The 24,993-nt window shown below is 58.3% G+C and carries 23 protein-coding genes; 10 read left to right on the top strand and 13 right to left on the bottom strand.

The annotated features are described in order from the left end of the window. Positions 1-37: 37 nt before the first annotated feature. Positions 38-412: a PilZ domain-containing protein gene (locus HZB23_06715; protein MBI5844342.1), complete on the bottom strand. Its 375-nt coding sequence runs from the start codon at positions 410-412 to the stop codon at positions 38-40. A gap of 124 nt (positions 413-536) precedes the next feature. Here HZB23_06715 and HZB23_06710 point away from each other — a divergent pair, with 124 nt between their 5' ends. The 3 genes from HZB23_06710 (at position 537) to HZB23_06700 (ending at position 3,522) form a co-directional block, all read left to right on the top strand. Beyond that, on the top strand, positions 537-1,367 hold the full coding sequence (locus tag HZB23_06710) for an amino acid ABC transporter permease (protein ID MBI5844341.1): 831 nt from the start codon (positions 537-539) through the stop codon (positions 1,365-1,367). Positions 1,368-1,765: 398 nt separating this feature from the next. Next, positions 1,766-2,614, top strand: a complete 849-nt coding sequence (locus tag HZB23_06705) for a transporter substrate-binding domain-containing protein (protein ID MBI5844340.1) — start codon at positions 1,766-1,768, stop codon at positions 2,612-2,614. Beyond that, positions 2,611-3,522: an amino acid ABC transporter permease gene (locus HZB23_06700; GenBank protein MBI5844339.1), complete on the top strand. Its 912-nt coding sequence runs from the start codon at positions 2,611-2,613 to the stop codon at positions 3,520-3,522. The genes HZB23_06705 and HZB23_06700 overlap by 4 nt, the downstream gene beginning before the upstream one ends. A gap of 227 nt (positions 3,523-3,749) precedes the next feature. On the opposite strand, the gene HZB23_06695 is transcribed toward HZB23_06700, so the two are convergent. Beyond that, the gene (locus HZB23_06695; GenBank protein MBI5844338.1) at positions 3,750-4,199 is read right to left on the bottom strand and encodes an Hsp20/alpha crystallin family protein; all 450 of its coding nucleotides are present in this window, start codon (positions 4,197-4,199) and stop codon (positions 3,750-3,752) included. A gap of 235 nt (positions 4,200-4,434) precedes the next feature. On the opposite strand from HZB23_06695, the gene HZB23_06690 reads away from it, so the two are divergent. The 7 genes from HZB23_06690 (at position 4,435) to HZB23_06660 (ending at position 10,421) form a co-directional block, all read left to right on the top strand. Then, on the top strand, positions 4,435-4,722 hold the full coding sequence (locus tag HZB23_06690) for an HPr family phosphocarrier protein (GenBank protein MBI5844337.1): 288 nt from the start codon (positions 4,435-4,437) through the stop codon (positions 4,720-4,722). Between the two features lie 5 nt (positions 4,723-4,727). Next, entirely contained in the window at positions 4,728-6,515 is a 1,788-nt protein-coding gene (ptsP, locus tag HZB23_06685; protein MBI5844336.1) for a phosphoenolpyruvate--protein phosphotransferase, read from the top strand. Between the two features lie 220 nt (positions 6,516-6,735). Beyond that, positions 6,736-7,215 carry an SsrA-binding protein SmpB gene (smpB, locus tag HZB23_06680; GenBank protein MBI5844335.1) on the top strand — a complete coding sequence of 160 codons (480 nt, stop codon included), beginning with the start codon at positions 6,736-6,738 and terminating at the stop codon, positions 7,213-7,215. A 37-nt stretch (positions 7,216-7,252) separates the two neighbouring features. Next, on the top strand, positions 7,253-7,474 hold the full coding sequence (locus HZB23_06675; GenBank protein MBI5844334.1) for a hypothetical protein: 222 nt from the start codon (positions 7,253-7,255) through the stop codon (positions 7,472-7,474). 66 nt (positions 7,475-7,540) lie between these two features. Further along, positions 7,541-8,458 (top strand): PAS domain S-box protein, encoded by a 918-nt coding sequence (locus HZB23_06670; protein ID MBI5844333.1) that lies wholly within the window; start codon positions 7,541-7,543, stop codon positions 8,456-8,458. A 126-nt stretch (positions 8,459-8,584) separates the two neighbouring features. Then, the gene (locus HZB23_06665) at positions 8,585-9,571 is read left to right on the top strand and encodes a 4Fe-4S binding protein (GenBank protein MBI5844332.1); all 987 of its coding nucleotides are present in this window, start codon (positions 8,585-8,587) and stop codon (positions 9,569-9,571) included. A 301-nt stretch (positions 9,572-9,872) separates the two neighbouring features. Then, the gene (locus HZB23_06660; GenBank protein MBI5844331.1) at positions 9,873-10,421 is read left to right on the top strand and encodes a hypothetical protein; all 549 of its coding nucleotides are present in this window, start codon (positions 9,873-9,875) and stop codon (positions 10,419-10,421) included. Positions 10,422-10,796: 375 nt separating this feature from the next. Here the strand turns inward: HZB23_06660 and HZB23_06655 are convergent, their stop codons facing one another. The 11 genes from HZB23_06655 to HZB23_06605 all read right to left on the bottom strand — a co-directional run bounded on the left by HZB23_06655 (position 10,797) and on the right by HZB23_06605 (position 24,497). Next, positions 10,797-11,711, bottom strand: a complete 915-nt coding sequence (locus HZB23_06655) for a Gfo/Idh/MocA family oxidoreductase (protein MBI5844330.1) — start codon at positions 11,709-11,711, stop codon at positions 10,797-10,799. Beyond that, positions 11,708-12,535, bottom strand: coding sequence for a UDP-2,3-diacylglucosamine diphosphatase LpxI (gene lpxI / locus HZB23_06650; GenBank protein ID MBI5844329.1), 828 nt, complete (start codon positions 12,533-12,535; stop codon positions 11,708-11,710). The genes HZB23_06655 and lpxI overlap by 4 nt, the downstream gene beginning before the upstream one ends. After that, positions 12,532-13,320 carry an acyl-ACP--UDP-N-acetylglucosamine O-acyltransferase gene (gene lpxA / locus HZB23_06645; protein MBI5844328.1) on the bottom strand — a complete coding sequence of 263 codons (789 nt, stop codon included), beginning with the start codon at positions 13,318-13,320 and terminating at the stop codon, positions 12,532-12,534. The genes lpxI and lpxA overlap by 4 nt, the downstream gene beginning before the upstream one ends. Before the next feature lie 75 nt (positions 13,321-13,395). After that, on the bottom strand, positions 13,396-14,439 hold the full coding sequence (gene lpxD / locus HZB23_06640) for a UDP-3-O-(3-hydroxymyristoyl)glucosamine N-acyltransferase (protein MBI5844327.1): 1,044 nt from the start codon (positions 14,437-14,439) through the stop codon (positions 13,396-13,398). Beyond that, positions 14,436-15,026, bottom strand: a complete 591-nt coding sequence (locus HZB23_06635) for an OmpH family outer membrane protein (protein MBI5844326.1) — start codon at positions 15,024-15,026, stop codon at positions 14,436-14,438. Before HZB23_06635 ends, lpxD begins: the two co-directional genes overlap by 4 nt. 130 nt (positions 15,027-15,156) lie before the next feature. After that, positions 15,157-17,781 carry an outer membrane protein assembly factor BamA gene (gene bamA / locus HZB23_06630; GenBank protein MBI5844325.1) on the bottom strand — a complete coding sequence of 875 codons (2,625 nt, stop codon included), beginning with the start codon at positions 17,779-17,781 and terminating at the stop codon, positions 15,157-15,159. A 452-nt stretch (positions 17,782-18,233) separates the two neighbouring features. Continuing rightward, the gene (locus HZB23_06625) at positions 18,234-18,899 is read right to left on the bottom strand and encodes an ABC transporter ATP-binding protein (GenBank protein MBI5844324.1); all 666 of its coding nucleotides are present in this window, start codon (positions 18,897-18,899) and stop codon (positions 18,234-18,236) included. Between the two features lie 68 nt (positions 18,900-18,967). After that, the gene (locus tag HZB23_06620) at positions 18,968-20,203 is read right to left on the bottom strand and encodes a lipoprotein-releasing ABC transporter permease subunit (protein ID MBI5844323.1); all 1,236 of its coding nucleotides are present in this window, start codon (positions 20,201-20,203) and stop codon (positions 18,968-18,970) included. 249 nt (positions 20,204-20,452) lie between these two features. After that, entirely contained in the window at positions 20,453-21,940 is a 1,488-nt protein-coding gene (gene lysS / locus HZB23_06615; protein ID MBI5844322.1) for a lysine--tRNA ligase, read from the bottom strand. A 232-nt stretch (positions 21,941-22,172) separates the two neighbouring features. Further along, positions 22,173-22,625: a response regulator gene (locus HZB23_06610; protein MBI5844321.1), complete on the bottom strand. Its 453-nt coding sequence runs from the start codon at positions 22,623-22,625 to the stop codon at positions 22,173-22,175. A 180-nt stretch (positions 22,626-22,805) separates the two neighbouring features. Then, positions 22,806-24,497 (bottom strand): sensor histidine kinase, encoded by a 1,692-nt coding sequence (locus HZB23_06605; GenBank protein MBI5844320.1) that lies wholly within the window; start codon positions 24,495-24,497, stop codon positions 22,806-22,808. Positions 24,498-24,993 lie beyond the last annotated feature (496 nt).

Genomic DNA, 24,993 nt, shown 5'->3' with positions numbered 1-24,993 from the left:
TGTTGAGAAAGGCTGGGCAGGGAAGGGGCTTTCGGAATCAGGCGTCCTCGTTATGGGAGGCGCTTTCGATAAAGCGCTTCAGGGTCCTGTAGTCTTCGGCGGCCATGTCCACGAAACGGATGCCCACCTCGTAGCCTTCACGGCGTTCCGCCCTCATGCACCACACCACCTCGGCCACGGCGGAAAGCGCTGGCGCATCCACGCCCTCGCCGGGGATTCTGATTGAGAGCATGAGCCTTGCGCGGGGTTCGTAAGGCACGGGAACCCAGAATTTCATCCCGCCGCCGGAGACGTCCCTGCCCTGCCCGCCCTGGGAGGTGCTGTCGTCAACCGGATAGCTGAGCCGGTTCACCTCGATGGGCACGTCTCGCCCTATTCTCAGGAAACGCCGCTTGTCGCCTGCTTTCACCATGTTTCCCCCCGGAGAACGCCAGAATCGTTTTTAAGGATACAAAAAGGCGTCAATCGCCTTGTATTATTTTTTTCCCTGTCATACCTTACCGGAAAAGGAACTTCAAGAAGAGCCTTGCGCCATGATGCGACGCACCAGGGAAAGCCAAGCTGCAAGTCTCCGGTCTTTTTTCGGCAAGCCCGGCCCAAGGCTTGCCTTTGACCTTGCGGTCTATCTGGCCGTGGCGGTTTTTTTTATTTACGTGGCGGTGACGGGGGCCAGGGAATCGGGCTACAACTGGCAATGGCACAGGATGCCCGCGAAGTTTTTCTCCTTTACCGATTCGGGCCTCGTGGCCGGGCCGCTTATGCGGGGCCTTGCCACAACCTTGAAGGTGACTGCCTGCTCCTTTTTTTTCGCGTCCCTGGCAGGCCTTCTGGCCGCCCTTGCGGCCCTGTCCCATTCCTTTTCCGGGCGGCTTTTTTCGCGGCTCTACGTGGAATCGATCCGCAACACGCCGCTTTTGATCCAGATTTATTTTCTTTATTTCGTGGTTGGCAAGGTTTTTCCCATGGACCGCTTCACCTCGGCGGTTCTTGCCCTGTCTCTCTTCGAGGGGGCCTACGCCTCTGAGATAATCAGGGCCGGGATTCTTGCCGTGGACCACGGCCAGTGGCAGGCCGCCCAGAGCCTGGGGCTTTCAAGGCCGCAGGTTTACGCCCACGTGGTGCTTCCCCAGGCCCTCTCCCACGTGCTGGCTCCCCTCACCAGCCAGGCGGTTTCCCTGGTGAAGGACTCGGCCCTGGTGTGCACCATAGCCCTTTTCGATTTGGCCATGGCCGCCCGGAGTGTGGTTTCGGACACCTTCCTGGCCTTCGAGACCTGGCTTTGCGTGGCGGCGGTCTACCTGGTTCTCACGCTTTTGCTTTCCGCTGCGGCTGACGTGCTGTATCGCAGAACCAAAACAAAATACTGATGGCTTCGTAAAAAGGCGTGATGCTGCGTCAAGCATCGCGTTGAAGAGGGGCCACGCACGAAAAGTACGCTCACCCTCAAAAACGCTCGCTTTCCTTGCCTGACGCCTTTTTACGAAGCCATCCGGGTTGGTTGGCTAACGTCAGAGACATGGCCATATTGCTAAAATCGAACACTAATGACCACTTTTTACGGAGTCATCAATATTACCGGGAGCGCTATTTATTTCCATTTTTCGCTTTACCGAAAAGGGCGGCGGCAGAAGATCGGGGCATTTCTTCTCCGGGCCGGATTCCCTTAAAAAAGGGAAAAGAATCATGCTCCGCTTAATACTTTCAGTCTTTTTCAACAGGCTGCTACAGGCTGTCTGAATCAACCCCAAAAGCCAAGGGAGGCGGCATGAAAAAATCCGTGTGGGGGTTTTTGACGATCCTTTTATCAGCTTTGATTTTTTTCGCCTGCACAGGCCCCAAGGAGGAGCCCAAGCCGGAAAAGCCATTGAAGGAGAGGCTCGCCGCCGAAAACGGCATAGAGGAGATAATGAAGAGGGGGGTCTTGAAGGTTGGTTTCGACACCTTCGTGCCCTGGGCCATGAAGGACAAGACGGGCCGTTTCACCGGCTTTGAAATCGACGTGGCCTCGCGCCTTGCCAAGGACATGGGAGTCGCCGTGGAATTCGTGCCCACCGAGTGGAACGGAATAATCCCGGCCCTGCTTTCGGGCAAGTTCGACGTGGTCATAGGCGGAATGGGCATAACCCCGGAGCGCAACCTGAAGGTCAACTTCACCGTTCCGTACGATTACACCGGCATGGCCATTGCGGCCAGCAAGGCCCTGGCCCCCGGCCTCACGAGCCTGGAAGCCTTCAACAAGCCCGAAATCACCATAGCGGTACGCCAGGGCACCACCGCCGAAAAGGCGGCCCGGAAGTTCTTCCCCAACGCCGCCATAAGGGCCTTTGCCGACGAGGCCCCGGCTGTTCAGGAGGTGCTGGATGGCCGCGCCCACGCCCTGGTGGCCTCGGCCCCCCTTCCGGCCCAGCAGGCCATAAAGAACCCGGAACGCCTTTACCTGCCCGTAAGCGGCACCTTCACGAAAGAGCCCATCGGCTTTGCCGTGAAAAAGGGCGACTCCGACACATTAAACTATTTCGACAACTGGATAAGGACCGTTGATGCCGAGGGCTGGCTTGCCGAACGAAAGCATTACTGGTTCGAAACCGACGAGTGGGAAGCTTCGCTCAAATGACCGATTTTAAGGACCGGCGGGGAGGGGATTTTTCGGCCTCGCCCCGCCGCCCCCGTTTCACGGCTGTTGACGCCTGCATTTTCGCCCTTTTGGGGCTCTTTCTTTTGTGGGCCGCGTGGCGGGTGGGTGAAAACCTGCACTACCAATGGGACTGGCCCGCCCTTTTCGGCTGGCTGGCCCGGCGGAACGCGGACGGCTGGCATCCGGGGCCCCTGGCCAAGGGCCTTGGGATGACCGTGCGCCTTTCGGCCTGGGCCACGATTCTCGCCGCAGTTGCCGGGATACTGGCGGGCTTGGCCCGCATGTCCCGCCTTCGCCCTGTTCGGATGCTCTCGCGCACCTACATCGAGATTTTCCGCAACCTGCCGCCCCTGGTCATCATTTTCATCGGGTATTATTTCATAAGCGGGCAGTTTTTTCCGTCGGACGCCGTTTCCAGGGCGATTGGGGCGCTCCCCCCCGTCCTCCGGGGGGCCTGCGCCTTTCTGGTGGCCCCTCCGGGACAGTTCGCCGCCGTGGCCTCGGCGGTGGTCACCCTTGCCCTGTACGAGGGCGCTTACGTGGCGGAAATCGTCCGGGGGGCCATCCTGTCCATCGAGCGCGAGCAGTGGGACGCGGCCCGTTCCCTTGGGCTTTCACGAAGGCAGGTATTGATCCATGTAATCATACCCCAGGCCTTTTCCCGGATGATTCCCCCCCTTGCAGGCCAGTTCGTTTCAACCATCAAGGACTCGGCCATAATGAGCGTCATATCCATCCCGGACCTTTCCTTCGAGGCCATGCAGATAATGAACGCCACCTACAAGACCTTCGAGGTGTGGCTCTGCGTGGCGGCCCTGTACCTCGTGCTCACCCTCACCGCCTCCCTTGGGGCCAGACGCCTGGAAAACTCCCTGAAACGGCCCTGACGGTAGTCGGCAGTCGGCAGAAAAAAAAGCGGTCCGGGGAAACATCGTCTCCCCGGACCGCCCCGTAACCCCTGTTTTTTTCAGCCGGATTGCCCCGGTTTCATTAAGGCCGATCACAAGTGATGAAATGCAAGGAAGACTAGCCGGGTGCGGGCGTAAGCGTATCGAGATACGTGCGCACCGCACCCGGCGAAGTCTGACACAGCAGTTCGCGCTTGTGGACGGCCTTAAGACTTGACCGTGATTTTGGTGGTTTTTACGCTCTCCGACTTGGGCAGGCTGATGGTTAAGACGCCGTCCTTGTAGGAGGCCTCCACCTTTTCCGCGTCCACCTCGGCGGGCAGGCGAACGGTGCGGGAAAAGGAACCGTAGCACCTTTCGGACACGGTGCGGCCCTCGGATTTTTCCTCTTTCTCTTCCTTCTTCTCCCCGCTCACGGTGAGAAGCCCTTCGGTGAGGCTTACCGCGATGTCTTCCCTTGCTATGCCGGGAACCTCGGCGGAAACCTTTATTTCCTTTTCGGTTTCGGTGACGTCCAGGGCCGGAATCCAGCTTTTTTCATCCTCTTCCAGCCACAGGTCGGGCAGGCCCATCTCTTCCATGAAACGGTCAAAGACCGATTTCGTGGGCCTTGCCGCAAGTCCTGATCGTCTTAAAATCGGTGTAAGAGCGAACATGATCCGCACCTCCTTTCTTCCTGGTTGCAGGTTGTTCCATATCAACCTTGTATAGAACCTTAATCACGGCGCTATCTTTGTCAAGATGGGGCAGGGCCGCCGGACAGGGGCCGGTCATCCGGCATCGCAATGCATCGTTTGACATAAGCGCGCCGACGATGTAAATTTTCCTGGTTTTTTCAGTCGGTTTTCGAGGGAAGGCCTTAAGGTCGGCGAATCTGGAGCCGGGGCGCGCATGAAACGGTTTTTTTCAAAACCCTACACGGTCCGCGCCGCCTTCAACGACCGGGACTTCATGCATCTTTTGCCGGCTCAGATCATCAGCAGGGCCGCCATGAAGGCGCGGGGCGGCATACGCATAGGTCTTGGCGACGCCAGCGCAGACGCAAAGGACGTGTTTGAGCTTTTAAGGCTCAAAGCCGGGCCAGGCTCAGTATTCACCATTTCAGCCGACGACCGGGCTGACCGGCACGTTGTGGACGCTTTGGCCGCCCTTGTAAGGGACGGCTTCGGAGAAAAATAAACGCCATGCCACAATCCGGTGTTCCCGAAACGAGCTTGAAAGGCATTCCGGCATCCAGCGGAATCGCCATCGGACTGGCCTTTCTGGTGGACCGCGACCTGCCAGAAGTGGTGGCCCGCTACAGCCTGGACGGCGGACAGGTGGCACGCGAGGTCAACCGGTTCAAGGCTGCGGTGAAAACCACCGAGCAGGAGATATCCCGCCTCATCAAGCGCTCCCCCAAGGAGATGGGCCAGCATCTTTATCTTCTGGAGATGGAAAAGTCCCTTTTGAAGGACAAGCTGTTCTACAGCCGCACCATAGAGACCATCCAGAAGGCCAGGGTTAACGCCGAGTACGCTTTAAAAACCACCGTGGACATGGTGAAGACGGTTTTCGCCCGCATAGAGGATCCCTACCTGCGCGAGCGCGGCTCGGACGTGGCCAGCGTCTATCACAGGGTGCTCAGAAACCTTCTGGGCGGCAAGGCCCCGGACTACTCCCACGTGGCCCGAAGGGCCATCCTGGTGGCCCACGACGTTTCCCCGGCGGAAGCCAGCCGCATGGACCTCGAGCACGTCATGGGCTTTGTGACGGACCTGGGAGGCGTGAACTCCCACACCGCCATCATCGCCCGCACCCTTGGCATCCCGGCGGTCCTGGGCCTTGCCGGGGCGTCTTCAAGCATAAGGACGGGGGACCTCCTTATCGTGGACGGGGCCGCCGGGGCGGTCATAGTGAACCCGGACGACGATACCCTTGTGCTCTACGAGGAAAAGCGGGCCGACGCCGCGAAGATTCAGTCCGTGCAGCAGAAGGGCAGCCATCTTCCGGCGCAAACTTCCGACGGGCTTTCGGTCACGGTGTCCGGCAACATGGAGCTTAAAGAGGAGGTTGTGGCGGTGATGGACAAGGGCGGCGACGCCATCGGCCTTTACCGCACCGAGTTTTTGTATCTCAACCGCACGGAGCTGCCCACAGAGGAAGAGCTTTTCGAAAACTACAGGGAGGTGGTGGAACTGGCCGCCCCAAGGCCCGTCACCATACGCACCCTGGATGTCAACGGCGACAAGGTGGGCAAGGGCATTTTTTTCGAACATGCCGACAACCCCGCACTCGGTCTTCGGGCCATAAGGTTCTGCCTGGCCCACCCGGAGGTGTTCCAGACCCAGTTGAGGGCCATATTGCGGGCCGCGGCCTACGGAAAGGTGCGCCTGCTTTTTCCCATGATCTCCGGGCTTACGGAACTGGTGGCGGCCCGGCGGGCGGTGAAGGAGGCGGCGGACGCACTGGATTCGCGGGGGGTGTCCTTCAGCCCGGAACCCGAAGTGGGGGTGATGATAGAGGTGCCCTCTGCTGCGGTCATGGCCGATCTTCTGGCCGAGCATGTGAACTTTTTTTCCGTGGGCACCAACGATCTCATCCAGTACACCCTGGCCGTGGACCGTGGCAACCAGCACGTGGCCCATCTATTCCAGAGCCTGCATCCGGCGGTGATAAGGCTTTTGGGAAGGGTGGCCGAGGTCTGCCGGGATACCGGCGTGCGCCTTGCCATGTGCGGGGAAATGGCCGCCGACCCCTTCCACACGCCCCTTTTGCTGGGAATGAACTTCACCGAGCTTTCCATGCACCCGGCGGCCATTGGCCCGGTGAAAAACGCAGTGCGCGCCTTTTCGGGCTCCCACTGCCGGGAAGTGGCTGAGCGGGCCGCGCGGGAAAAGACGGCTGAAGGTGTGGCGCGGCTCATCGAGGAATCCTGCGGGGCGACCCTGAGGGACAGGGGGCTCTTAGCCCCAAGCCATATAACGGGCTGAACGGGCCTTGCGGGGCCTATTGAATAGGTTACAAGGGAGGTAATTGAAGAACCTCTCGAAACGGCAATTTTCATGTAGGTTGGGTGGTTCTGCCCGGAGGGCAGGTTCATCCAACACATAGGAAGTATTAGAGAAATGTTGGGTGAACCCTCGCCTTTCGGCTCGGAACCACCCAACCTACACGAGGTTTTACAATCGCCTCAAGGAATTGATTTTTAAAATGGCCAAGGTAAAGGAAAAAAGAAACGTAAAGGTCGTGTGCGTAAACCGGAAGGCCCGCCACGACTATTTCGTTGATGACGAATACGAGGCGGGGCTCGTTCTCACCGGTGCGGAGGTCAAAAGCCTCAGGGACGGCAGGGCCAACCTGAAGGACGGCTACGCTAAAATCAGGAAGGGCGAAATCTTCATTTACCAGATTCATATAGGCGAGTATCCGGCAGCCACCTACGTTCCCCAGGAGCCCCTGCGGGTGCGGAAACTTCTCATGCACAAGCACGAGATTTACCGCCTGGAGGGAAAGATCAAAAACAAGGGGATCGCGCTGATTCCCCTTGAAATTTATTTCTCGAACGGGCGAGCCAAGATAACCATCGCCATGTGCCGGGGAAAGCGCCAGCACGATAAAAGGGACGCCATCCAGGAGCGCGAGCACAAGCGCGAGATGGACAGGGCCAAAAAGAAGGACTCCAGGGATTGAAACAGCCGTTTGGAATATGGGCGAAGGGAAGGCGGGCGTGGAAAAACCCTATGATGACGAAAACGCCGGGGTGAAATCCTCCAAGGTCCGCTTCTGCGACTTAAGGTGCGAAAACGCCCGGCAGGCCAAAACCGACGGCCTGGACGGCTCCTGCCGAACCTTTGTTTCCCTTTGGTGCGAAAAGCTTCAGAAGCACGTGGTTAAAAACGCGCCGTGTGAACTCCTGTTCGGAGCGAGAAGGCCGGTCACGGGTCTGTGAGCCGAAAAACATGAAACCGCCCCTTAGCAAGGCATTTCGGAAACCATAAAAATCCAAGGAGGAGGATTGGATAACGCGCAGATGAAAAAAACCCTGGAAAAGACCAGGGCCGAGCTTGCGGAATGCCTTGAGGATCTGGAACTCTTTCGCCTTCTTGCACACAACATCCAGGTGGGGACCTTTTTACAGCAGGACGGCAAGTTCCTTTATATAAACGACCAGATGGCTCTGTATGCAGGGTACTCCAGAAACGACCTTCTGGGACGCGATTTTTTGGAATTCGTGCATCCGGACGACAGGGAAATGGTGGTTTCACGCGCCATCGCCCGTTGCCGGGGGGAGGACGTGCCCAACTGCTACGATTTTCGGGTGGTTCACAGGGACGGCTCCACCGTGTGGGTCAGGCTTTTGGCGGCGGCGGTGACTTACCGGGGCCGCCCCGCCGTTGTGGGCAATTTCGTGGACATCACCGGGCGGGTGAGGGAGATGCAGAAGCTGGAGGAGGCCACCAGCTCCCTTTCGGAAAAGCTCACGGAAAAGGAGATGGAGCTGGCCAAGAGGGCCCAGGAGCTTACCGCCGTCAACAAGGCCCTTCAGCAGATAGCGGCCCAGTCCAGAAGCGACGTGGTCCACTTCAAGAACCGGGTGATGGGAAACGTGGAGGAACTCGTCATGCCCCTCATAGGCCGCATGAAGGAGGGGCCCCTTACGGACGACCAGATGGTGTCCATCAATGTCCTGGAATCCAACCTCACCCAGATAATGGATTCCTTCGTGGCCCGCATGGGAACCAGGGAAAGAAACCTCTCCCCAAGGGAGATGGAGGTGGCGAATCTGGTGCGCCAGGGCCATTCGTCCAAGGAGATCGCCTCCATTCTCCAGACCACCCGCAGGGCGGTGGAGTTTCACCGGGACAACATAAGAAAGAAGCTCGGCATCAAAAAAAGCCGCAAGAACCTGCGCTCCTTTTTAACCGCCAACTGAGGCCGGACGGTGTTCTGACGCCGGTTTCGCAACAGTGGAAGGCGCGTCATGCAGGATAAGGCGTATTTTTCGCTCAGGGAATTTTTGGACCAGTTCCCCCTCGGATTTCCGAAAACGGAGAAAGGGGTGGAAATTGCGATCCTAAAGAAGCTCTTCACCCCGGAGGAGGCGGAAACCGCAGTCCTCCTGTCCCCCTTCCCGGAAACAGCCGGCCAGATAGCGGCCCGCGCGGGAATCGATGAAAAAAGCCTTGCCGGTCGCCTGGAATCCATGTCCCGAAAGGGGCTCGTTTTCCGGCTTACCCGCGATTCCCAGACATTTTTCAACTCAGCCCCCTTCATGATCGGCATTTACGAGTATTCCGTCAAAAAAATGGACGCCGAACTGGCCGCCCTTTTCAAGGAATATTACGATCTGGCCTACCAGAACGAAATGGCCGCGAGCAACGTGCCGGGGTTCAAGGTTCTGCCTGTTTCCGAAAGCATCTGCGCGGACATGGCCCTTTATCCCTACCCGGCTGTGGAAAAGGAGATAAGGGCCGCGAAAACCATTGCGCTGGCCGAGTGCGTGTGCCGCAAGGAATCCCGCCTCACAGGGCACGGCTGCGACTACCCCCTGGAAACCTGCCTCAGTTTCGGAGTGGCCGCCCGGTATTACATCGAAAACGGAATGGGCCGGGAAATCACTGCGGACGAGGCCATAGAGGTCCTTCACGAGGCGGACCGGGCGGGCCTTGTGCACGCGGGGGTCAATACGGCGCACCTTTCAAACATCTGCAACTGCTGCCCCTGCTGCTGCGCATCCATGAAGGGGATCACCCAGAAGGGCCACGACAGGCATAGGTATTTCAATGCCCTTTACGAGGCGGTGGTGGACCCGGATCTGTGCGCCGGGTGCGGCGACTGCGAGGCGAGGTGCCCTGTGGATGCGGTGGCCGTTTCGGAAACAGCGGTGGTGGATGCGGGTCTTTGCCTGGGATGCGGGCTGTGCGCCGGGGTCTGCCCCACTGCTGCCATCGCCCTTCGCCTCAAGCCGGGCCGCGAGGAGCCCTTTGGCCGGGTTCTGGACCTGGGGATCGCCATACTGGAGGCGAAAATGAAAAAGGCGACCTGACAGCCTGTCTAAAAACGTGAACTGCTGTGTCAGGCTTCACGGCGCGGACCGAAAAGTTCGCGCCCCAGTCCTAAACCTCACCGGAGATAGACCCCCTATGCCTCAAAAAACCCACGCTCAATGAGCCCTAAACCCTGCCTGCTAACCCACAAATTCTGCGGAAGAGCCAGGTTTCTTATTGTTGCCGCCAACCGAGAAAATACCAATAGAAATGAAAGAAAATCTAAAAATGATAAGAAGACGAAATGGTCATATTCCTGACTTTGAACTAGGCCCTTTCTGATTAGCATAGTAAAAAAATATGAAAACTATACTTAAAATAAATTTTGAATATATTATATATGTACTTATTATTTTAAATGTTCAATTTTCATCTAATTTATATGGTGATGATATTTGGAAAAACTTTAATATTGGCTCAAACCCATCATTCGATTATCCCGTTCAGTTAATAATGGATCCAAAAAGTTTGAAAGGAGAATATTTATGGTATGTTAAATTGCAAGATGAACAAGAAAAATTTATTGTAGAGTCAATTGGATTCGATCTTATACCAGAAAATCTACTAATTAATGGCGAAACAGAATTTAAATATATGTTACGAAAATTAAATGTAAAATATGGTAAATCAATTACATATTTTAGTATTTATACTTATAAGTTCCGGCATATAATTTTGATTGTAAGTATAAGAAATGGCATCAAAACATTACATAAAATTGATATGATAGAAGGCAATTATAATTCTAAACAATTAATAATTTCTTTTCCACATAAATATTCTAAAAAATTTGATCCATGGATGCGAAGAATCGAAGGTTCTTGGAAACCGTGCGGTTGTTGTAAATAAGATTTAAAAAATTGAGCACTTGCCAGACAGTTAGGTATCTCGGCAAGGGCTCTAAATATCGGCGAGGGTTACTCGGTGGCTTATGGCTACGACCAAAAGGGCCGCATGAATCAGGTCTTCTGTAACGTGGGCGGAAGCCTTCATGTCTCCGCTGATTGCTTCCGCCAACCGCACCTCAGATTGAAGGTGACGGTAAGGTGTCTTGCCCACATTCCGCGCTCCGCTTGAAAAGCGGGATATCCTTTGCGGGCGGCGCGTGCATGATGCCCTCGCTCTGTTCACCAACCTTCGAATTTCATCGCTAATATTCAGACTGGCACCCAGGCTTCACGTCATGCCTTTTTCAACGGGCGTACAGGTTAACGCAGTACTTCGTCAAATCATTCCGTCCACGGAAAGCGCCGAGGCCAGGGCCTCGCGGGCCACCTCGCCCGTAACAAGGGGGGGCTTGCGGGTCTTTATGCTTTCCACGAAGGCCGCGATTTCCTCGGCCAGGGCGTCGGCCTTCTCGAAGCTCTGGCCGGCCACTGTTGTTTCCCACCTGGGGTTTCCGGGCTTCACGGCCTTCAGTATCCGTTCGGCGAAATCCACGTAAAACCAGGCGTCCCTTGAAAAAACGCTCATCTTGCGGTCGTCGGCCAGGGCAAGGCGGCTTGCGGTTATGTCGGCCACGGCCCCGTTTTCGTAAGTTATCCGGGCGCTTGCCAGATCGGGCTTGTCGGTGATGAGGCGAGTTCCCGTGGCGCTTATGGATTTCACCTTGGATTTTACGAGGCTCGAAACGATGTCCAAATCATGGATCATGAGGTCCAGAACTACGCTGGTGTCTGCGGCCCTTGGCTTGAAAACCGACATGCGCCTGGCCTCGATGTAAAAGGGGGCGGCGACAGCGGCGGACAGGGCCTTTACAGCCGGGTTGAAGCGCTCCAGGTGGCCCACCTGGAGGATGAGCCCCTTACGGGCCGCAAGGCCTATTAGGGTGTCGGCCTCTTCCAGGCTTACCGTGACGGGCTTTTCCATGAGCACGTCAGCGCCGTGGGAGAGGAAGTCCCGGCCTATGTCGAAATGAGTGGGGGTTGGGGTCACTATGGATACGGCGTCCACCCTGCCCAAAAGCTCGGCGTGGCTTCCGCAGGCGCTTGTGCCGCATTTGTCGGCCACGGCTGATGCCCGTCCGCAGTCCGGGTCCACCACGGCCACCAGCTCCACATCCGGGCGGGCCGCGTATTTTTCAGCGTGATACTGCCCAAGGTAGCCGGTTCCTATGACGGCTGCGCGAATCTTTTTCATGGCGTCATCTCTTCCGTAACTCCCACCACGGCGATATTGTTGAGGTCGGCCAGGGCGATCATCTCCTCCCGGTCGATCACCACCGAGGCCCCGGCTTCCAGGGCCAAAACCCCCGCCCCTGCCTCCATCATGGATTTTATGGTCTCCACTCCGGCTGCGGGAAGGTCGAAGCGCGCGTCCTGTATGGGCTTTTTCACCTTAACCACCACGGTGTTTCCCCGGCGCAGGGTTCCCGCCCGGCGGATGGCCGCGTCCGTGCCCTCCATGGCCTCCACGGCCACGGCGCAGCGGTCGGCCACAACAATGCACTGGCCCACGTCCAGCGCCCCTATTTTTTTGGCCAGGCCGAACCCGAAGCCGATGTCGCGCCATTCCAGAGGGGTTGGCTCCCTTTTGGTCCAGACGCCCGAAGGCGCGAGAAGCTCCGGCAGAAGCCAGGTGGAGGGCCTCACCCTTATGCCCTCGTTTTCGATGAAGGCTGCGATTGCCCGCAGAAGGTCGTCGTCGTGGGTGGTTGAGATGGAGGAGAGGAGCCTGACCGCCGTCGGGTCCAGGCGGATGTCCGAGTAGATGTCGGGCTTTCTGATGCCGCCCAGAAACACCATGTCGGCCACATCGTTATTTTTGAACCAGGAAAGGACCCGGCCCACCTCGCCCAGGTGGAACCATTCCACGGCACGGGCCTTTTCCACGCCCGATTCATCGGTCTGGCCGAAAAACGCGGCGGCGAAAACGGGGATGCCGCGAGCCCGCGCCTTTTCGCAAAAAAGCACGGGAAAGCGGCCCGAACCTGCAAGAAGGCCCACGGGGATGGGGGGGGTCATTCGCCCGCGCCCCTGGCCCTGGCCACACCCCGGTTGGAGGTCTGGAGGAATTCCAGGAACCTGATTACCTCCTGGGACTGCTCCACCGAGGCCCTTACCCGGCTGATGGACTCGTTCATGGTGAGCCCCAGCCGAAAGACTATGCGGTAGGCCTTCTTGAGCCCGTCCACCGATTCGGCGGAAAAGCCCCGGCGCACCAGGCCAACCTTGTTGATTCCATAAAGGCGGACGCGCTCGCCCGAAGCCAGGACGTAGGGGGGGATGTCCTTGGCCACTCCGCTCATGCCGCCCACGAAGGCGTATTCCCCTATGCGGGAAAACTGGTGAACTGCGGAAAGGCCGCCCACGGTGGCGTAGTCGCCCACTTCCACGTGCCCGGCAAGGGTGGCGTTGTTGGCGAAGATGACGCCTTTGCCCGTTTTGCAATCGTGGGCCACGTGGGTGTAGGCCATGAGGAAGTTCTCGTCGCCCACCGAAGTTAAACCGCCGCCGAAGCCGGTGCCCCGGTGAACCGTGACGAATTCCCTTATGGTGCATTTTTCGCCGATGGACACCCAGGTTTCCTCGCCCGCGAAACGAAGGGACTGGGGAGGCCCGCCCAGGGCCGCGTGGGAGTGCACGGCGCACCCGGCCCCTATGCGGGTATAGCGGAAGATGTTGACGTGGCTGCCGATTTTGGTTCCTGCTCCTATGGTGACGTCGCCTTCGATAACGGCGAAAGGCCCGACGTCCACGTCAGGCCCCAGTTCGGCGCGCTTGTCCACTATGGCTGTGGGATGGATCATGATCTGTCTCCCCAGGGGGAATGATGTGGTTCATTCTCTCGACCGGATGTTAAACCGGCCGGTTTCTGCGCCGCGTCAGGATTTTTCGTCCCGGATCATCTCTTCCAGCTTTCTCACCCTTATAAGAAGCTCCCTGTATTCACGGTGCCATTCCGGGAGCTTGCCCACCAGCCGCTGGCTTCTCAGGTACACAGAACGGGGAATCGCCGGGGTCCCGCTCACCACCTCGCCCGGAGCCACCGAGTGGCCCACCCCGGCCTGGGGCCCCACCACCGCCGCGTCGCCTATGCTGATGTGACCGGCTATCCCTGCCTGACCTGCAAGAATGGCGTACTGGCCTATGCAGGTGGACCCCGCTATGCCCACCTGGGCCACCAGGATGGCGTGGTCACCCACGGTGCAGTTGTGGGCCACCTGCACAAGGTTATCGATCTTGACGCCGTTTCCGATCTTCGTGGCCCCGAAGGTGGCGCGGTCCACGGCGCAGTTGGCCCCTATTTCCACGTCGCTTCCTATGGAGACGAAACCGGTCTGGGGGATTTTGAGGTGACGCCCCTGGTCCTGGGTGAAGCCGAAACCGTCGCTTCCTATAACCGTGCCTGCGTGGATTATGGTGCGGTCCCCCACGGTGCAGCGGTCGAGAACCTTGACTCCGGGGTGGAGCACCACGTCGTCGCCAAGGACCACTCCGTCGCCCAGGACCACATTGGGATGAAGGCAGACCCGGCTGCCAAGGCTGACCTTGTCGCCTATCACGACCCCCGGACCGGCAAAGAGGCCCTCGCCCGCCCTGAAATCAGCGCCCACCGCCACGGAGGCATGGACGCCTTCCCTTATGACCTTTGGGTGAAACAGGGATATGGCCCTGGCGAAGGCGGCCAGGGGATTAAGCGCTGCAAGAACCCGGACGCCGGGGGGGGCCTCCGCCGAAACGGGAAGTATCAGGGCCCCGGCCCGGCAACCGGCGAGTTCCTTCAAGAACCTGGGGCTCGCCGCGCATGTAAGCTCGGTTTCGCCTGCGGTTTCAAAGGGCGCAACACCGGCCACCGTAAAGTCCGGGTCCGAAAGGCAGGTCGCGCCCACAGCTTCGGCTATGTCCGAAAGCCTCATGGGCTTCATTTATTGGCAACGGGCTTGGCGACGGGCTTGGCGGCGGGCTTGGCCGCAGGCTTGGCCGCAGCCGCCCTGGGTTTCCACCTTGCGTTGAAGTCCCTTATGACCCGGTCGGTGAGGTCCAGGGAGGGCTGGGAAAAGACCACGCCCGCCTCCATCTTGTCCATGATGAGGAAGTAGCCTTCCTTTTTGCCGATTTCCTCCATCATTTCGATGACTTCATTCAGGATGCCTTCACGAAGGCTCGACTCCAGGCGCTTAAGCTCCTCGGCGTACTTTCTTTCAAGGTCCCTAAGGTCGGTGTATTTGATGCGAAGCTCGCGCTGCTTGTCCTCGCGGGCCTCGGCGGACATCATGGCGGCCTTTTTCTCGAAGCCCTTGCGCTCTTCCTCGAAATCGTTGCGCTTGGCAGTGAGGGTCTTTTCCATGGCCTCGCCCTTGGCGTTCAAGGTGGCGGAAGCGTTTTTGCCCGCATTGGACATGTTGAGAACCCGCTGCATGTCGACAACTCCAATTTTTTCCGCCATGGCGGGTGAGCTTCCGGCGACCAGCATGGCCGCCAGGAAGATGAAGATTGATGTTTTCTTAAACATTATTCCATCCCTTTCATGATTTGTCCGAAAAGTCGCTTTGCGTTCCGGGAAAAGGCCCCGGCCCGCTTCGACATCAAATTGAAGTCCGAAAGATGCTTAAACATCCCCTGATCCCACCTCTAAACCTGCATCAGAAAGCCGTGCCCATCGTGAATTCCCAGCGTCCCTCGGTGGACACCCCGTCAGGCGGGTTGATGGGAAAGCCGCGCTCCAGCCTTATGGGCCCCATGGGCGAGTACCATCTTACGCCCAGGCCCCAGGACTGGTAAAGGTCTCCGAGGTCTATGTCCTCCTCGTTGTCGTAAACGTCGCCTGTATCGAAGAAAAGTACGCCCACGAGGCCGACCTGCTTGATTATGGGATACAGAAGCTCCAGGTTGGCCTGCACGTACTTGTTGCCGCCTATCTCGGCCCCGGTGGAATCCAGCGGGCTCAGCTCGTCCCAGTAGTAGCCGCGAAGGGAGTTGATGCCGCCCAGGTAGAATCGCTCGTAGATGGGAAGTATTCCGTCGGAATTTTCCCTTATGTAGCCGCCCTCGGCGTGGGCGAAGCCCACAAGGTCGCCTATGAGCGGGATGTAGACCCCGCCTTCCAGTGTGTACTTGGTATAGGCTATGTCGCCGCCCAGAAAGCCGCCCGCGTAGTCAACCGTGAAGCGCTCGTAGTTGCCCTTGGTGGGGTTGAAGAAGCGGTTGCGCGAATCGTAGGAAAGGTTGAACGACACCAGGCTCTCGGCGTTCTCTCCCTCCATCTGGACAATGGAGGCCGCCGCGTACTCGGTCAGCTCGCTGATGTCGGCCAGTTCGTAGCCGTAGGACCATCCTATGCGCCAGTTGTCGGTCAGCTTGTAGCCGAAGCGGAGGCGTCCGCCGTTGGACAGCTTGGTGTAGTCGTCGTATTCCTTTTCCCAGCGGTAAAGGTCGATCCCCGTGGAAAGCCTGGTTCCCATGAAATAGGGCTCGGTGAAGGCCAGGTTGTAGAGGGTGGAGCTGCCTCCTATCCGGGCCTGGAGGTTTAAGGTGTGGCCGCGCCCGAAGAGGTTTCTCTGGCCTATGGAGGTCATGAAAAAGGCGTTGTCCGCGCTGGAATAGCCGCCGCCGAAGCTGAAGGTGCCGGTGGGTTTTTCCTCCACCCCAAGGGAAAGGATCATCTTGTCGTCGGAGCTTCCCATGGCCGTATCGACCTTGAGGTCCGCGAAATAATCCAGCCTGGAGATGTTGGAAAGCCCCCTCTTCAAGGCCGTGCCGCTGTAGAGCCCCTTTTCCTGGACCGCAAGCTCCCGGCGTATGACGCTGTCGCGGGTCTTGGTGTTGCCCGTGATGCGGATTTCCTCGAAGGTGACCTGATGCCCCTTGGTTATGGCGTAGCTGATGTTTACTATGCGCTTTTCGTGATCCAGGGAGGTGACGGGCGAAACGTCGGCATAGGCATAGCCCGCGTCGGAATACATGTCGGAAAGGACAAGTATGTCGGCCCGCAGGATTTCCGCGTTGTAAACCTTCTCCCTGCCTATTTTTATCTTTTTCATGAGTTCGGGCGCAGGCGCTATAAGGTCGCCCGAAATGTCCACCGTGCCCACCCGGTACTGCTCGCCTTCCACTATCTTGAAGCTGATTTCGATGGACGAGCCCTTGACCGTCTGAACCGGGTCGGCCACCTTGGCGGTCACGTAGCCGTTGTTGTGGTAGAAGGCGGTGAGCCGGGCTGCGTCCATTTTAAGATCGTCGGGATCGAGGGAGCCGGACGATGTCATCCATGAAAAGAAGCCTTTTTCCTTGGTCTTCAAAAGGCCCTTAAGCTTTTTCTCCGAAAAGGCCTTGGCTCCCGTGAACCGGATTTCCCGGATATAGGCCTTGTCGCCCTCTGATATTATGAATTCAAGGTCGGCCTCGTCGTTTTCAAAAGGGATGATCTTGTAGGTGATGTCCGCATTGAGATAGTTCTTGGCCCGGTAGAGCGCCCGAATTTTGCCCATGTTCTGTTCGATGCGGGCCTGGTTCAAAATGGAGCCCCGGCTGATGTCCAGGGCCTGTTCGACCTCCTCGCGGTCCAGAACCCTGTAGCCGGATACACTCACCCGGCGCACTGTGGCCCTGGTCACCACGGTGAAGGTGACCACTATTCCTTCCGGGGCCTCGTCGGCCTCCACCATAACGTCCTCGAAATACCCCATGCCGAAGATGGAGCTTATGTCCTCGGAGAGCACGGATTCCCGGTAAGTTTCCCCGGCCTTGGTCTTTATGGCCCTCTGGATGGCTTCGGGCTCCACGCGCTTGCTGCCCGCGATGACCACGCGGGCCACCTTTCTGATGCCAAGGACCCGGTTTGATATGCTTGCGGCAAGTTCGCCGACCTTGCCGGAGAGGCTGTCCATGCCCACGCCTTCGGTATAGACCGACCAAGGGGGCTCTGCGCCGGAAAGGGGCATGACGGTGACGTCCAGGCTGTAGCGGTCGCCCACCCTGGAAAAGCTGCCCCATACGCCGTAATCGGCTCCTGGGGCCTGTTCGGCCACGGTCCTGGCGGATAGCGGGCCTTCGGGAAGCGCCTTGTCGGCCACCGTTGCCGCCGCCCCCTCCCTGGCCATGCCGCTTTTCAGGTTTTCAGCGATGACGGCCGGAAGCTGGGGCAGGGGCTCCGCCGAGTACACCGAAAACGGAAACACCACCACCTTCACCGGCTCTTCCGCCAGCGCGGGCGCGGCGCACAGGACCGTTGTCAGAAAAAGGACCAGACCCGTCAAATGTCTTTTCATCGCAAAACCCCTTGTTAAGCGTCTCGATCCTTGGTTTTCCACCGCCGCCTGCCGGGTTTCCCCGTAAAGTCACGGGCATCGGGCATGGTGTATACGAACTTGGGCCTTACATCAACCTATTACGGGGAGCAGGGTTTAGTTCCATTTTTTGGACTCCTGAAAACGTTGGAGAAGGAGGAGTGTCGTATTTCTCACCCCGGCCAGATTCCCTTGAAAATTTGGAAAAGAACCATGCTCCGCTTAGGGGCTGTTTCCGAAAAAAATTTGTGGCACCGAGGTTGCGAATTCGCCCCGCCGACAAGGCGCGCGACTGAGGAATACTTAACGTATTCCGCAAGGAGCGCAACACAGTCGGAGGGGATGAAGGCGCAACCGAATGCAAAAGTTTTTTTGGAAACAGCCTCTAATATTGTATCAAAATTCCCCAAGGCCCCAAAGAACCATGAAGATTCTCACAATTCCGCGATGCGGCCCTCCGAAAGGGTGACCCGGCGGCGCATGAGGGCGGCAAAGGCCGGGTTGTGCGTAACCGCGATAAGGGTCATGCCAAGGTTTTCATTGAGCGAAACCAGAAGCTCGTGAATCTTCCCTGCGGTTTTTTCGTCCAGGTTTCCCGTGGGCTCGTCGGCCAGAAGAAGGCCCGGATCGCCCACCAGCGCCCTGGCCAGGGCCACCCTCTGCTGCTCTCCGCCCGAAAGCTCGGAAACCCTGTGGCCCAGGCGGTGGCCCAGGCCCACCCGGTCCAGCACTTCCTTTGCCCTGTCCTTGGCGGCCTTTTTGCCGACACCCGATATCATGAGGGGAATGGCGGTGTTTTCCAGTGCCGTGAATTCGGGCAGAAGATGATGGAACTGGAAAACGAAGCCCACCGCCCTGTTTCTGAACCGGGCCAGGGCCTTATCGGGGAGGCTGAAAACGTCTTCGCCGTCCACGAAGAGCTTGCCGGAATCCGGCCTGTCGAGCGCACCCAGGACGTGAAGCAGTGTGCTCTTGCCTATGCCCGAAGCCCCCACCACGGCCACGGAGTCCCCGGCCTCCACCGTGAGGTCGAGGTCCGACAGGATGCGGATGGGCTCTTCCTTGGAATTGAACACCTTGGAGAGCCCAAGGGCCTTCATGCGCGGAACCGCTCCGCCGCCGCCCTGGCTGCCTGTCTCTTCTTCGGTCACGTTTTTCCCCGATGAAATCAGCTGTACCGGATGGTCTCCACCGGCTCCAGCCTTGCCGCCTGCCAGGCGGGGTAAAGGGTGGCCGCGAACACGATTACCATGGCCGCGCCCGCGATTGCCGCCACGTCCCAGAATTCCACCGCCACGGGAAGCGCCCCGAAGGGGTAGACCTTGGCGTCCAGGCTCACTATCTGGTATCTTTCCTGCAGGAAACACAGGATAAGGCCGGAACTCACGCCGATGGCGGTTCCCACCGCACCTATGGTCATGCCGTTCATCACGAAGATGGAAAGGATGCTTCTTCCGGTGGCCCCCATGGCTTTGAGTATCGCTATGTCCCGGCGCTTTTCCATCACCATCATGATGAGGGTGCCTGCTATGTTGAAGGCCGCCACCAGCACGATGAACAGGAGGATCACGAACATGGCCAGCTTTTCCAAAGCCAGGGCCTCCCACAGGGGGCCGTAGCGGCTCATCCAGTCTTCGGCGTGGTAGGGAAAGCCGGGCAGGGCGCCAGAGATTTCGCCAGCCGCCTCCTTGGCCCGGCCAGGGTCTTTTATGGCCACCTCGATGGATGTGGCCGCGTCGCCCATTCGCAAGAGGCTCCGGGCCTCTGCGATGTGAATCCAGGCAAAGGTGGCGTCGTACTGGAACCAGCCCGAATCCAGGATGCCCGCCACCCGGAAGCGCCTTACCGTGGGCACCGCGCCCATGGGCGAGAGGGTGGTGGACGGGGCCACCAGGGCCACGAGGTCTCCGGTTATGGCCCCAAGCTGGAGGGCGAGGTCGCGGCCCAGGATGATTCCGGGGCGACCGTCCACCGCTTTTTCCGGCATGAGGCCCTCCATGGAGCCCCGCTTGACGAAGGGCGCCAGATCCGTGACCCTGCCCCCGGCCACGGGATCGATGCCGTAAAGAACCACCCCCGCGCTTTCCTGGGGGCCTTTCACCAGCACCTGGGTCATGATCTGGGGCGCGGCTGCGGTGACGCCCGGAACCTTTGCCACCCTGTCCAGCACCCGGCGGTAATCGGCCATGTCCCCGCCGTAGCGCATGACGCTCACGTGGGAGGATATCCCCAGGATGTTCTTGCGCATCTGCCTGTCGGCGCCCGTCATCACCGCGATAACCGTAACCAGGGCCATGACGCCCAGGGCCACGCCCCCGGTGGAGATCAGGGTGTTGAGAGAGATGAAGGCTTCCCGGCGCTTTGCGCGAAGGTAACGCCCGGCGATGAAGGATTCAAAGGACATGGATGGAGGGGGGCTTTTCCCTGGAAGAGGTTTTTTTAACAGCCTGTCTAAAAACGCGAATAGCTGTGTCAGGCTGGCTTGTCCGGATCGTTATGTACATTTAGTACACGGCCTCCCCGGCCAAGCCAGCCTTCCTTGCTCTTCATCGTTTTTAGACAGGCTTCATGTTCAGCCTTTTTAAACGGGCTGGCATATTTTTCCGGCAAGCCGGGCCGCGCCGCAAGGGCGCGCCCGAAAACCGTTCTCCGGTCATTCGTCCTGCCCGGCTTTGGCGGAGTCCTTCAAAAGCGGGAACAGGATCACCTCCCTTATGGAGGCGACATCCGTCAGCAGCATGGCAAGCCTGTCAATGCCTATGCCCTCTCCGGCTGTGGGCGGAAGGCCGTATTCCAGGGCCTCCACGTAGTCCTCGTCCATGCTGTGGGCCTCCTCGTCGCCGGCCTCGCGCTCGCGCACCTGGTCGCAAAAACGGCCCCTCTGGTCGTCGGGGTCGTTCAGCTCGGAAAAGCCGTTGGCGATTTCGCGGCCTGCTATGAAGAGCTCGAAACGGTCGGTGACGTCCGGGTTTTTGGCGTTGCGCCTCGAAAGCGGCGACACCTCCACCGGGTAGGCGGTGATGAAGGTTGGCTGGATTAGCTGGGGCTCCACCAGGACGTCGAAGAGCTTGGTGAGGATTTTTCCCAGCTTGGCCTTGGGGTCCACGGGCACCTGCCGCGAGGCCGCGAAGGCCAGGAGCTTTTCCCGGTCGCCCTGGATTTCCTTCGGCACGTCGCCCATTTCCCACAGGGCGTTATGGAGGGTGATGCGTTTCCAGGGCGGGGTGAGGATTATTTCCCGGCCCTGGTAGACCAGGTTGGCAGAGCCGGTCACCGCCTTGGCCACCCTTACGAAGAGGTCTTCCGTGAGGCTCATGAGGTCCTCGTAGGTGGCGTAGGACTGGTAGAACTCCAGCATGGTGAATTCCGGGTTGTGCTGGGTGGAGATGCCCTCGTTGCGGAAATTGCGGTTGATCTCGAAAACCCGCTCCAGGCCCCCCACCACAAGGCGTTTTAAGTAAAGCTCCGGTGCGATGCGGAGAAAAAGGTCCATGCCTAAGGCGTTGTGATAGGTCTTGAAGGGCTTGGCCTCGGCCCCGCCCGCAATGGCCTGCATCATGGGGGTTTCCACCTCCAGGAAGTCGCGCTCGCAGAGGAAATTGCGGATTTCCTGAACCATGCGGCTTCTGCGAAGGAAGATTTCCCTCACATCCATGTTGACCATGAGATCGAGATAACGCTGGCGGTAGCGTTTTTCCGGGTCTTTGAGGCCGTGGAATTTTTCCGGAAGGGGCTTTAAGGCCTTGACCAGAAGCCTTGCGCCGGAAACCAGCAGGGTCCACTCGCCGGTTGATGTCTGAAAAAGGCTGCCGGTGAAACCCGCCATGTCGCCGATATCGAAGGTCTTTCCCAGGGCGAAGGCGTCTTCGGCCATGCGGTCCTTGCGGAGATATACCTGGAGCTGGCCCGTGCGGTCCCGGAAGCGCATGAAGGCTGCCTTGCCGAAGCGGTTCACGGCGATGAGACGCCCGGCTGCGGCGAATTCCGGGCCGTCCTCGGTGAGGGAGCCGGGGTCGCGGTCGATTATTTCCTTTAAGTCCGCCACGGTGTGGGTGACTTTAAAATCGTTGGGGTATGCGTCAGCGCCTGCTGCCTTGATGGCCGCCAGTTTTTCCCGCCTGTTTTCCGCTTCGGTTTTCAATTGGGTCTCCCGCCTTTCAGTCCCACCGGCTTCGCCGGTAGCAAACTGAAGGATTTACTCCAAGCGGAATTGAAGGTCAAGCCAAACCAGCCGAAAATCTATGCAAAAAACCGAAAACCGGGGGCAAAAACCGGGCGGCGCGGACTTTGGGGTCAGGTGGGGGTTTTGAGGGGATTTTTTCCGGCCCGTTTACCAGGCGCACGGGCCGCCTATCCTCTTGTTTCAGGGGCTGTCAGCCTTCCTTGATTATTCCGGCCAGGGCCTTTTCGGTTCTCATCATGCGTTTTTCAAAGGCTTCGATGGCCTTGCCCACAAGGGCGTCTATGCTGCAGGGTTTCATGAGGTAGTCTTCGGCCCCGGCCTTCAAGCCCTCCACGGCGGATTCCAGGGTGGCGTGGCCGGTGAGCATTATCACTTCCACCAGGGGATGCTTCTGCTTTATTTCGCGCAGAACCTCTATGCCGTCCATTCCGGGCATTTTCACGTCCAGGATGACCACGTCGATGTCTTTTTCTTCCAGTACGGCCAGGGCCTTTTCGCCGGAATCAGCGGTTTCCGCCGCAATTCCCTTTCTGGTCAGAAGTTTTTGGGTTGTCTGCAAAAACCTTTGTTCGTCGTCCACCAGAAGAAGTTTCATGTTTTTGTCCGGATTTTCTTGTATAAAATCAATGCGTTCTATGTTCATGGGTAGCGGAGGGATTATGCGGCCCAAAAAGCGACCGCAAAAATAATCTTACCACGTCATGCCGGACTCCTGCAAGGCAAAGAGCGGGCGGGACGCCCGCGCTCCCAGGCCCCTCCCTTTTTGCTTTTGTCCTTTCTCTTTTCTTTTCACCTCCGCGTCCTGACGCCGCAGCTCGCGCTCTCACGCCGCCAGGGGAAGGAGGACGGTGAAGGTCGTGCCCCTATCCGCCCCGCTTTTGACCTCTATGGTGCCGCCCATCTTGTTGATGATGCCGTAGCAGATGGAAAGGCCCAGGCCCGTGCCGTGCCCCACCGGCTTGGTGCTGAAAAACGGGGTGAATATCTTGTCCATGTTTTCTTCGGCTATGCCTATGCCGTTGTCGGAGACCGCCACGGCCACCCTGTTGTCGCGGTGGCTCACCGAAACGGTCACGGTGCCCTTGCCGGAGCATCCGTGGAGGGAGGTCACGGCGTACATGGCGTTGTTTATGAGATTCAGGAGGACCTGCTGGAACTGGGACTGGTCCGCGTTGACCGGGAAGGCGACGTCTTCGGGGATGTCCAGAGCCAGGACCACGCCTTCCACCTCGGCCTTTTTGGACACCATGCGACAGACCTGGGGCACGAAAGCGGCGAGATCTGTTTTTTCCGCGCTTGCGGCCTTTTTACGGGCGAACTTGAGAATGGCTGCGGTGATGTCGGCGCAGCGCTCCACCTGGAGCTGTATCTGTCGCACCGAGTCTCCTATGTCCTTGAAATCCTCGTTTTCGCCCAGGTTGCAGCGTTTTTCCAGGTCGGGAAGGATCATCTCGATCAGGGAGGTTTCGGCCCTTATGATTTGCAGGGGGTTGTTGATCTCGTGGGCGAAGCCGGAGGACATTTCGCCTATTTCGGCAAGGCGGCCCGCCATCACGAGCTGCTGGTCGAGGGAGACCTTTTCCTGGTCCACCTTTTTTATGCGGTTCACTATGCGGCCCGACATGTAAAGGGCGGTGGCCAGGAGAAGGATGCCGCCCAAGAAGGAGATTATGATCACCAGGAGGCGGGCCCGGCGCAGTTCCTGGTAGGCGTCGGACCGTGCCTGGCGCACCACCAGCCGCCACTGGTGGTCTTTCAGCCAGGAGGTCACCACTATGTAGTCGTTGCCGAGGGAATCCTCCAGCCTTACCGGGCGGGAACCCACCGAGGCCACGGGGTACCTGGGGGCGTCCGGGTCCTTTTCCAAGAGGTCGCCGCCGGAGCGCCTGCTTGTCTGGAACACCCCCTGTTCGTTGATGATGTAGGCCTCCCCGGTCTTGCCCACCCTTATCTCCTCCACCACGTCGGTGAACGCCTGGGTGTCTATGGTGGCCCGGAGAACCCAGGTTTTTCCCATCTCGGTCTTGGCTATGGCCACCACGAAATGGGGAACGTTGCGGAATCCTAAGTAGATATCCGAGATGTAGTAGCCCTTTTGGATCACCTCCCGGAACCACTGGGTCTTGTCGTACATTTTGCCCGCCAGCCTGTAGGGGCCGTGGTAGGCCACGTGGAGGCCGGTGTGGTCGAACACACCCAGGTCGACGAAGGCGTCTGATTTCTTGTTGAGATTGACGAAAATCCTTTCCAGTTTGTTTTCGTCGAAAAGGTCTTCAAATTGGTAGGAGTCGGCCACAAAAGCGAGGTCCGCCCTGCGGCTTGCCAGGAAGGTCTCTATGATGTGGCCGTGGTCGTTCACTATCCGCTGGAGCTTGGTTTCGGTGATGTTGCGGGCGTACTCGGAAAAGTAATAAAAGCCCACAACAGTGGCCAGCAGAAAGGGAAAGAACGGAACCAGGAGCATGCTGGCCAGTATTTTGAACTTCATGGGCTGGTAATGATCGGAAGACTTCATATTCGCCCCTTTTATGGATGGGCATGGAAAGCCGGATACCTCCCCGGCTCCGTTATTGTCTTTCGTGGCACAGAACTATTCTCAGTTTAAGGCGATAGTTGTGAAAAGAAAAGTCAAAGAATTGCCAAGGGTCGTCACCCCGGCGGAGGCCGGGGTCCAGAAAAAAGTTGCAAACGGCAAAAGACTGGATACCGGCTTTCGCCGGTATGACGAAAGACGTGGCTTTTCTCGTTTCTTCCCCCATTAAAAAGCTGAAAATAGTTCATAGCCGCATTATCTTTTGAGCCCGACGTGGCCGCCGCCATAGCGGCCATATCATATTTAAGCACACTTTATGCCAAAAATCCTGTTTTATGCATCTGGCTGTGTTCGGGCGGACCGGGCAGGCCGCCCGCGCTCCCAGGTTTTTAACTGCCGACTGCCGACTTTTTCCAAATGCGTCCGCCCGCATAATTCTTGACTTTAGTGCGTGAAATGGGCTTTATTCCCGCATTAT

The organism is Deltaproteobacteria bacterium, from assembly GCA_016235345.1.
In the GTDB taxonomy this organism is placed as follows: domain Bacteria; phylum Desulfobacterota; class Desulfobacteria; order Desulfobacterales; family Desulfatibacillaceae; genus JACRLG01.
Note: the sequence above shows the minus strand (reverse complement) of the source record. Positions and strands in the feature narration are given on the sequence as shown.

Bases quoted from the DNA above. Each gene is read 5' to 3' on its own strand.
- HZB23_06610 (MBI5844321.1), bottom strand. From the start codon at position 22,625: ATGAACATAGAACGCATTGATTTTATACAAGAAAATCCGGACAAAAAC.
- HZB23_06605 (MBI5844320.1), bottom strand. From the start codon at position 24,497: ATGAAGTCTTCCGATCATTACCAGCCCATGAAGTTCAAAATACTGGCC.
- HZB23_06620 (MBI5844323.1), bottom strand. From the start codon at position 20,203: ATGTCCTTTGAATCCTTCATCGCCGGGCGTTACCTTCGCGCAAAGCGC.
- lpxA (MBI5844328.1), bottom strand. From the start codon at position 13,320: ATGATCCATCCCACAGCCATAGTGGACAAGCGCGCCGAACTGGGGCCT.
- lpxI (MBI5844329.1), bottom strand. From the start codon at position 12,535: ATGACCCCCCCCATCCCCGTGGGCCTTCTTGCAGGTTCGGGCCGCTTT.
- HZB23_06715 (MBI5844342.1), bottom strand. From the start codon at position 412: ATGGTGAAAGCAGGCGACAAGCGGCGTTTCCTGAGAATAGGGCGAGAC.
- HZB23_06635 (MBI5844326.1), bottom strand. From the start codon at position 15,026: ATGTTTAAGAAAACATCAATCTTCATCTTCCTGGCGGCCATGCTGGTC.
- HZB23_06660 (MBI5844331.1), top strand. From the start codon at position 9,873: ATGAAAACTATACTTAAAATAAATTTTGAATATATTATATATGTACTT.
- ptsP (MBI5844336.1), top strand. From the start codon at position 4,728: ATGCCACAATCCGGTGTTCCCGAAACGAGCTTGAAAGGCATTCCGGCA.
- HZB23_06690 (MBI5844337.1), top strand. From the start codon at position 4,435: ATGAAACGGTTTTTTTCAAAACCCTACACGGTCCGCGCCGCCTTCAAC.
- bamA (MBI5844325.1), bottom strand. From the start codon at position 17,781: ATGAAAAGACATTTGACGGGTCTGGTCCTTTTTCTGACAACGGTCCTG.
- HZB23_06700 (MBI5844339.1), top strand. From the start codon at position 2,611: ATGACCGATTTTAAGGACCGGCGGGGAGGGGATTTTTCGGCCTCGCCC.
- HZB23_06625 (MBI5844324.1), bottom strand. From the start codon at position 18,899: ATGAAGGCCCTTGGGCTCTCCAAGGTGTTCAATTCCAAGGAAGAGCCC.
- HZB23_06705 (MBI5844340.1), top strand. From the start codon at position 1,766: ATGAAAAAATCCGTGTGGGGGTTTTTGACGATCCTTTTATCAGCTTTG.
- HZB23_06695 (MBI5844338.1), bottom strand. From the start codon at position 4,199: ATGTTCGCTCTTACACCGATTTTAAGACGATCAGGACTTGCGGCAAGG.
- smpB (MBI5844335.1), top strand. From the start codon at position 6,736: ATGGCCAAGGTAAAGGAAAAAAGAAACGTAAAGGTCGTGTGCGTAAAC.
- lpxD (MBI5844327.1), bottom strand. From the start codon at position 14,439: ATGAAGCCCATGAGGCTTTCGGACATAGCCGAAGCTGTGGGCGCGACC.
- HZB23_06655 (MBI5844330.1), bottom strand. From the start codon at position 11,711: ATGAAAAAGATTCGCGCAGCCGTCATAGGAACCGGCTACCTTGGGCAG.
- HZB23_06710 (MBI5844341.1), top strand. From the start codon at position 537: ATGCGACGCACCAGGGAAAGCCAAGCTGCAAGTCTCCGGTCTTTTTTC.